The 7,102-nt window shown below is 40.5% G+C and carries 7 protein-coding genes and 1 other RNA gene; 4 read left to right on the top strand and 4 right to left on the bottom strand.

Annotated features, from left to right (window positions below; all coding sequences use genetic code 11):
- The 3 genes from K2X50_10280 to K2X50_10270 form a co-directional block, all read left to right on the top strand.
- Window positions 1-537, top strand: a 537-nt coding sequence (locus K2X50_10280; GenBank protein ID MBX9587624.1) for a thiamine pyrophosphate-binding protein, incomplete at its 5' end; no start/stop codon positions are given.
- Window positions 534-1,463 carry an NAD-dependent epimerase/dehydratase family protein gene (locus K2X50_10275; GenBank protein MBX9587623.1) on the top strand — a complete coding sequence of 310 codons (930 nt, stop codon included), beginning with the start codon at window positions 534-536 and terminating at the stop codon, window positions 1,461-1,463. The genes K2X50_10280 and K2X50_10275, both read left to right, overlap by 4 nt.
- A complete protein-coding gene (locus K2X50_10270; protein MBX9587622.1) occupies window positions 1,456-2,478 on the top strand; it encodes a glycosyltransferase family 2 protein in 1,023 nt (340 codons plus the stop codon). Before K2X50_10275 ends, K2X50_10270 begins: the two co-directional genes overlap by 8 nt.
- Here the strand turns inward: K2X50_10270 and recR are convergent.
- From recR to ffs, 4 genes are all read right to left on the bottom strand, one after another.
- Window positions 2,416-3,012: a recombination mediator RecR gene (gene recR / locus K2X50_10265; protein ID MBX9587621.1), complete on the bottom strand. Its 597-nt coding sequence runs from the start codon at window positions 3,010-3,012 to the stop codon at window positions 2,416-2,418. The genes K2X50_10270 and recR overlap by 63 nt on opposite strands.
- A gap of 18 nt (window positions 3,013-3,030) precedes the next feature.
- On the bottom strand, window positions 3,031-3,363 hold the full coding sequence (locus K2X50_10260) for a YbaB/EbfC family nucleoid-associated protein (GenBank protein MBX9587620.1): 333 nt from the start codon (window positions 3,361-3,363) through the stop codon (window positions 3,031-3,033).
- A 122-nt stretch (window positions 3,364-3,485) separates the two neighbouring features.
- Entirely contained in the window at window positions 3,486-5,141 is a 1,656-nt protein-coding gene (dnaX, locus tag K2X50_10255; protein ID MBX9587619.1) for a DNA polymerase III subunit gamma/tau, read from the bottom strand.
- A 113-nt stretch (window positions 5,142-5,254) separates the two neighbouring features.
- Window positions 5,255-5,351, bottom strand: an RNA gene (ffs, locus tag K2X50_10250) — signal recognition particle sRNA small type.
- Between the two features lie 189 nt (window positions 5,352-5,540).
- Between ffs and K2X50_10245 the strand changes: the two genes are divergently transcribed.
- Window positions 5,541-7,085, top strand: a complete 1,545-nt coding sequence (locus tag K2X50_10245; GenBank protein ID MBX9587618.1) for a hypothetical protein — start codon at window positions 5,541-5,543, stop codon at window positions 7,083-7,085.
- Window positions 7,086-7,102: the final 17 nt, after the last annotated feature.

Genomic DNA, 7,102 nt, shown 5'->3' with positions numbered 1-7,102 from the left:
ATGTGGGCTGCCCAATCATTAAGATTATTGCGAAATCAATTCTTTATGACTTCGGCTGGGATGGGGGCCATGGGATACGCCCTACCAGCTGCAATGGGTGCATGCTTTGCTGCGGGAAAAAAATCGGTAGTTGTGATTGCAGGCGATGGTGGCTTTCAACTCAATATTCAAGAATTACAAACGGTAGTGCATCATCGATTGCCTCTGAAATTAATCATATTAAATAATAATTCTCTGGGTATGATCAGGCAATTTCAAGATTCGTATTTTGATAGTCGGCATCAGTCTACAGCATGGGGATATAGTGCTCCGAATTTTGAAAAAATTGGTGAAGCTTATGGAATCTGTAGTAAAACTATTAGTGAAACTAATCAGATTGATGAGGGGATGCAGTTTTTATTCTCAGATGCCGACAAACCCGTGTTATTGCAAGTCATGATCCACTCTAAAGCTAATGCGTATCCAAAAATCGCTTTTGGAAAGCCGATTACTGAAATGGAACCCTTTTCTCAACCGGTTGAGATGGAAGGTACATGAGAATTTTAATTTCAGGAAGCACAGGATTTATTGGTTCGCACGTTACAAGACTATTATCTAAGAATCATACGGTTGGAATTCTATTAAGAAATCTGTCGAATACGCATAGACTCAGTGATTGTCTCGATCGAGTTGTACAATTACCTGTACAATTTGAGGATCAGATTAATTTAGAATTGGTTCTGAGCAAATTTAACCCCGATATTGTTTTACACTTGGGTTGGGATGGTGTTTCAAAATCAGCTCGTGATTCTTATGATCAAATTAACAATATCAACCTTTCTCTCAATTTTTTACTGGCTGCTATTCGATCTGAAGTAAAAGCTTTTATTGGCTTAGGAAGCCAAGCAGAATATGCTCCCTCAGCTGAAATTATTTCTGAGGCAAGTCCTACTAAACCTAGTACGCTTTATGGTGCTGCAAAGTTAGCAACTTATACAATGGCGGAACGTGTCGCGGCAGATGCTAGAATTCGATTCGTTTGGGCTCGAGTGTTCTCGGTTTATGGTCCCTCCGATCATCCTGATACCTTAATTTCTTACCTCATTGATCAGTTGCTCGCTGGTGAGTGTCCGATATTAGGTACAGGAGATCAACGATGGGATTATTTGTATGTTGAAGATGCAGCTGAGGCAATTAGTTTATTGGCAACATCGGATCTAGCAGAAGGTGTTTTTAATATAGCATCTGGAAATTCACGTCCACTGCGTGAGTGTATTGAAATTATTCGTGATATGATCGATATTACATTGCCATTAGGAATTGGCGAATTACCTGTTCTATCCAATCGAATTATAGATCTTGAAGCTAATGTTGATCGATTACGAGATGTTGTAGGTTGGGCTCCAGCAACTCAATTTATTGATGGAATTTCTGCTACACTTGATTGGCATCGCTCACAAAAAAGGAACTATTCTCATGCCTAAGAAATTAATTAGTGTGATTACTCCTTGTTTTAACGAGGAATTAAATGTGCAGGATTGTATCGATGCTGTTAAAGCGTTGTTTAGTGAGAAATTATCTAACTACGATTACGAGCATATTTTTTGTGATAACGCTTCGTCTGATTCAACGGTTGATATTTTGACTCAAAATGCAAAACAGGATTCAAGAATCAAAATTACTGTGAATTCTCGAAATTTTGGCCCGTTCCGTTCACTTTTTAATGGTGTTTGTAAGGCCCGCGGTGATGCTGTGGTTGTGATGTTACCTGCAGATCTTCAAGACCCACCCGAATTAATTCCCGAATTTGTAAAATTGTGGGAACAAGGATATGAAGTGGTGTATGGTGTGCGAGCGAATCGCCAAGAATCTAAATTAATGCATTTAATTAGAAAAATTTATTATCGAGTATTATCGCGGTGTGCGGATATTAATATTCCTCTCGATGCTGGAGAGTTCCAATTAATTGATAAAGTAGTGGTGGAAGCATTAAAACAGCATGATGATTATTATCCGTACATTCGTGGGATGATTGCGAATTGTGGATTTCGATCAGTAGGTGTTAATTATGTTTGGAAGATTCGTCGAAAAGGCTTTTCAAAAAATAGTTTTTATCATTTAATTGATCAAGGACTTAATGGGTTAATTTCTTTTACAAATTTTCCTATGAGATTATGTATGTTTAGTGGGCTCATCATTGCAATCCTGAGTTTATTATTTGCAGCTTTTGCTCTGGTTTATAATATAATTTATTATGGTACGGTGACTGTTCGAGGCATTCCAACGTTAATTGTTGCATTATTTTTCTTTGGAGGTGTGCAGCTATTATTTTTGGGTGTCATCGGGGAATATGTTGCAGCGATTCATTCTCAAGTCCGCAAGCGACCTTTAGTAGTGACTCGAAAGGAAGTGAATTTCACAGAATCAAATGAGACTTTAAGCAACGGCTGTTCTGGCAGTGAAAGCTCGAGAAAGAGTGCTGCCATCGAGGTACTCTAGTTCGCCACCCATAGGAATTCCATGCGCTAATCGTGTGCAAGCAATGGATTTTTCTCGAATAAGATTCGCGAGATAATGGGCCGTTGCTTCACCTTCGATAGTTGGATTTGTCGCTAAAATAACTTCAGTAAATTGTGCATTATCGAGTCGCTCGATAAGTTGATTAATGCCAATTTGTTGAGGTCCTATTCCATCAATGGGTGAGAGTCTACCCATCAGCACAAAATAGTATCCACGAAAAGTTGCTGTTTGCTCGATGGCAATGACATCAGCCGGTGATTCAACGATGCATAACTGGTGAGAGTGTCGAGCAGGATTTGAGCACAATCCGCAAAATTCTGTTTCGCAAAACGTTCTGCAGGCTTTGCAATTTCCGACTTTTTCGATTGCTAATTGCAAAGAGTTGGCCAGGGCTAATCCTTGAGGACGTTGGCGTTCCAAAATTTGAAACGCCATCCTTTGGGCTGTTTTTAAGCCGATTCCTGGTAAACATCGAAAGGCTTGTATTAATTCATTGATCAGCGGGCTGAACATGAAAAATAATCCTACGTGTTATTCTTTGTCTTTTTCAGGCAAACCAAGCTCTTTAGAAAGACCCATCATCTTTTGCTGTGAGGATGATTCAACAAGTTTGGTTCCTGCATTAAATGCAGCGGCAATCAAATCACCCAATTTTGTTGGGCCTAAGTTGTAGGCTTCTTGAGTAATCATTACCCCGTCCATTTCGGGAACGTAGTGTCTACCATTTTGAGAAATTCTGACCATGCCAGCACCAGATACGCCTTCGTAATGAGCAGTTTCTAGTTCTTCTTGCACGCGTTTAAAACTGTCTTGCATTTTTTGCGCGACTTTGACCAAGTCACTCATATCGCTAGGATTTACCATTTTGATCTCCTCGTATTACTAATCTGAACATCGGTTAAACAATTTTGCATCCGTACGACGCTAGGGTCATTATGTATCGTTGTAGGAGGTTTGGTCAAGTTCAATACAGGGTATGGAGTTGTCTAAGCAGGCTCAACAGAGTCTGGCAAAATTGTAGCTCCAAAGGTGCTTAAAATAGCCTGTACGTTTTTGTCTTGATGAATAGCGGATTCTGCATGTTGTTGTCGAGTTTCTTGTATTGCGGCTTGTTTTTGGGCAGGTGTAGGCTGTTCTGATGAGCCTATCTTAATTTCAACGCGAAGTTTCATGTTCAATGCATGAGACAGAGCTTCCTGAAAACGATCGATTAATCTTTCATTGATCATTGGCGACTGTCCGGAGCTCACTTGAAGTGTCACACAGTGATCAGTGATTGAGAGTAACGTGCAGTGTTGTGCGACGGCAAGAGCTGCGCCTGTTAGTTTTAAATGTGGCAGAATTGTTTCCCAGCTATCGGTATTGATTGCAGGAATATTGGTGTGTGTGCTTTGTGGGCGATGAGTGTCCGATGTTGCTTGACGGACAGTGTTTGTAGTTTCGTTTTGTGGTGAATTTCCTTGTTGAGTGCGCGAATTAACTGGATTCGATTTTGATGCTTGTTTTTCGATCGGTGTGTTGTTGTCTTTTTTGATTGTATTAATCGTTGGAGCACTATTTTCAGGATAAAAGGCTAACATTCGTAATAATGTCATTTCAAATCCGCTGCGCGGTGTGGAGGCTAACGATAAATCTCGTCGACCAAGAATCGCAATTTGGTAATAAAGCTGCAATTGTTCTGCAGAGAGTTTTTTAGCTAATTCACGAGGTATTTCGTTGTCTGCAAATAAATTAGACGTCAAGTTAGGTAGTGCATGGAGTAATGCCATTTGATGTAAAAGTGCCAGCAATTCTTCCATGATGTGAGAAAAATCAACGCCGAATTCAGACAAGGCTTGTGTTTGATCGTAAACTGCTTGAGCATCGTTGTTGATGAGTGCTTCGATAATGCCGTATAAATGTGTAGGTGCGAGTGTTCCGAGCATTGCACGAACCGTGTCGAGACTCACTCGATTATCACCATGTGCAATCGCTTGGTCGAGTAAACTCAACGCATCACGCATACTACCGTCAGCTGCGCGGGCCAGTTGTTGTAATGCGGGTAACTCAAAAGGAATTTTTTCTTGCTCAAGGACGTAGTTCAGTTGAGTTGCAATTTGTTCGATGGTGAGATTTTTTAAATGAAATTGCAGACAACGAGAAAGTACTGTCATCGGAATTTTTTGTGGATCTGTGGTTGCCAACAAAAATTTTACACGTGGTGGGGGTTCTTCTAATGTTTTTAATACCGCGTTAAAACTGTGCCCAGACAACATATGAACTTCGTCGATAATATAAACTTTGAATCGACCTTTGGTCGGAGCGTATTGCACATTATCCAATAATTCTCGAGTATCTTCGACTTTAGTGCGTGATGCAGCATCTACTTCAATAAGGTCGATGAATCGTCCTGCGTTAATTTCTGTGCAAGCACTACATTTTTCACAAGGCTGATCTGTTAAGGCAGTTTCACAATTTAAACATTTTGCAATTATTCTTGCGACAGTGGTTTTGCCTACACCGCGTGTACCAGTGAATAGATAGGCATGGTGCAGTCTATTTTGTTTGAGTGCATTGCTAAGTGCTTGCACCACATGTTGTTGACCTACCATATCAGCAAAGCTTTTTGGTCGCCATTTTCTTGCGAGTACTTGGTATTCCATGGAGGTTCCTTAGTCTCTAGAAAAGTAGGAGGGGCCAGGAAGTGGGCAATTCATGATTCAAGACTTGACCCGTTCACCCTAAGCCGAACCCCTTCTCCTCAAAATGGAGGCAACCTCACTAGCCACACCCCGGCGCCCAATGTGACTATTACCGTTGCTCCCTTCCGGGCCTGGCGGGGTTCACAGCTCATCGTCGCGAGGGGACCAGCAAGGTCACCATTACACGGAAAAACATATATTCATTGAGCTTACCTTGCGAGGTCACTGTGGTCAAGCTAAGCTAGAATCGATTAATGATTTTTGTTAGTCTAGTCTCGAGATAGAGTACACCTTCCCTTAAGTGAAATAGTGTGAACCAAGTAAATCATGTGATTTATCGAATATAATGCAGGAGGCAAAATGAAGTTATTTCGAACGAACAGCGCAGCTTTACCCGCTAGTGAAGAGAGTCAGAGAAATCCTGATTTATCTCGAGATTCAGGAGTGGAGCGTCAATTTTCTGATGAAATACTCAGGGGAACATCGGGCATTTTGCTATTGCTAGAATCGTTGTTGCAAATCACCGACATGAATGAACTCGTTGATTCACCGAATTCAGTTAATATGGATCTTGGTGGTCTCCGCCAATCACTATTAAACGTTCGGCCAAAAAATATAAGCCTCGGGCAGTGGGAATCTGTTTTTTCAGATTCATGGTTAGAAGATAACTCGGACTCATCAAATAGTGAGTGGAAAAAAATAGATGAGGTTAGCAATGTTGCTTGTTACTCTTTTCACCCCGAAATAATAGCTTTTGAAAATGGGATGCAAACATTTCAGTATCGACGACAATTTACTGATATGAATGCTTTTACTATCATTGCAATCAAAGAATTCAAAGCTGATCTTGATGCTATCATCAAGGAAAACTTACATTTGGTACTTTTTTTGCAGGATGTTATTGATACTCTTGTACATCGTATTTTGCCCTTGGTTTTGGACACAGATGAATATAGAAAAATTAAAGAAGGCATAGCAACTTCTCTCTATAGCCTTGATCTTTGGTGGAAAAATTCGAGATTAAATATTCGAAAAGAGCATTTATATGAACGTAAAATAGCTCAAGATATAGACTTTATTCGTGATGTCATCGCGAATGGTCTCTTAACTAAGTTGCCTGCGAAATTAATGACATTGCTTGAGCAATCAATTCACAGATTAGCACCAATTATTCAGTTGCATCCTGCAAATTCCTGTTTAGAAATTCACAGGATTAACCATAATACTCGTAGTATCTATACCACACTAAAATCAGTTGTGGATGAGCTAAATGCTCTGATCATTGGTTTGGATAGCAGGAAAACACCTGTTGCGAAAACAGGATTAAACTATATCTGCGACAATGTTATGGTTCGTAATGCTGCACGTGGCCTAAATAAAACAAGAACACGTAATTTTATTGCGCTAACGCGAAATCGTGCTAAATCGGCAGATCTTGGACAAGATGTTGTGATGTTGCCTGGTAGCAACTCAACACAACGTAAAAGCGGTGTAAGCTCATCTAATTTTGTTGATGGAAAATCGGATGAAGGTGGTAGCTCAAAATTAGGAGCGAACTCTCGCCAAAAAACATCGCCACGCGCTCGATTGACTTCAAAATCTTCTTCAGGTACTCCATTAACGCCAACTTTTTCTAAGAGGAGAAGTAACTCAGCCAGCCCACAATTTCAAGCTGAGGATATACCAGTAGTAGAAATAATTAATCCGGCAGAGCAAACATCAAACGCTGCAAGTCATAGTCGAGCGAGTCTAAAGAGTCCGCTACCAAGAACTTCATTTACTCTTGATTTAAGAAGTTTAACGCAGTCTCCAAGCGCGCGTGATATCTCACCCCGTAATGGTGATGTTGATGAATGGAATCCAGATCATGAAAGTCCTCACGATAGATCTGGGGTTTCGCCATGATTATCAAGATAATAGTG

The sequence above is a fragment of the Gammaproteobacteria bacterium genome (assembly GCA_019748175.1).
Taxonomy (GTDB): Bacteria; Pseudomonadota; Gammaproteobacteria; order JAIEPX01; family JAIEPX01; genus JAIEPX01.
The sequence above is the reverse complement of the archived record's forward strand: the minus strand, read 5'-3'. Positions and strand labels throughout refer to the sequence as shown.

Excerpts from the sequence above, each read along its gene's own strand:
- K2X50_10275 (MBX9587623.1), top strand. The coding sequence starts at position 534 with ATGAGAATTTTAATTTCAGGAAGCACAGGATTTATTGGTTCGCACGTT.
- K2X50_10270 (MBX9587622.1), top strand. The coding sequence starts at position 1,456 with ATGCCTAAGAAATTAATTAGTGTGATTACTCCTTGTTTTAACGAGGAA.
- recR (MBX9587621.1), bottom strand. The coding sequence starts at position 3,012 with ATGTTCAGCCCGCTGATCAATGAATTAATACAAGCCTTTCGATGTTTA.
- K2X50_10260 (MBX9587620.1), bottom strand. The coding sequence starts at position 3,363 with ATGGTAAATCCTAGCGATATGAGTGACTTGGTCAAAGTCGCGCAAAAA.
- dnaX (MBX9587619.1), bottom strand. The coding sequence starts at position 5,141 with ATGGAATACCAAGTACTCGCAAGAAAATGGCGACCAAAAAGCTTTGCT.
- K2X50_10245 (MBX9587618.1), top strand. The coding sequence starts at position 5,541 with ATGAAGTTATTTCGAACGAACAGCGCAGCTTTACCCGCTAGTGAAGAG.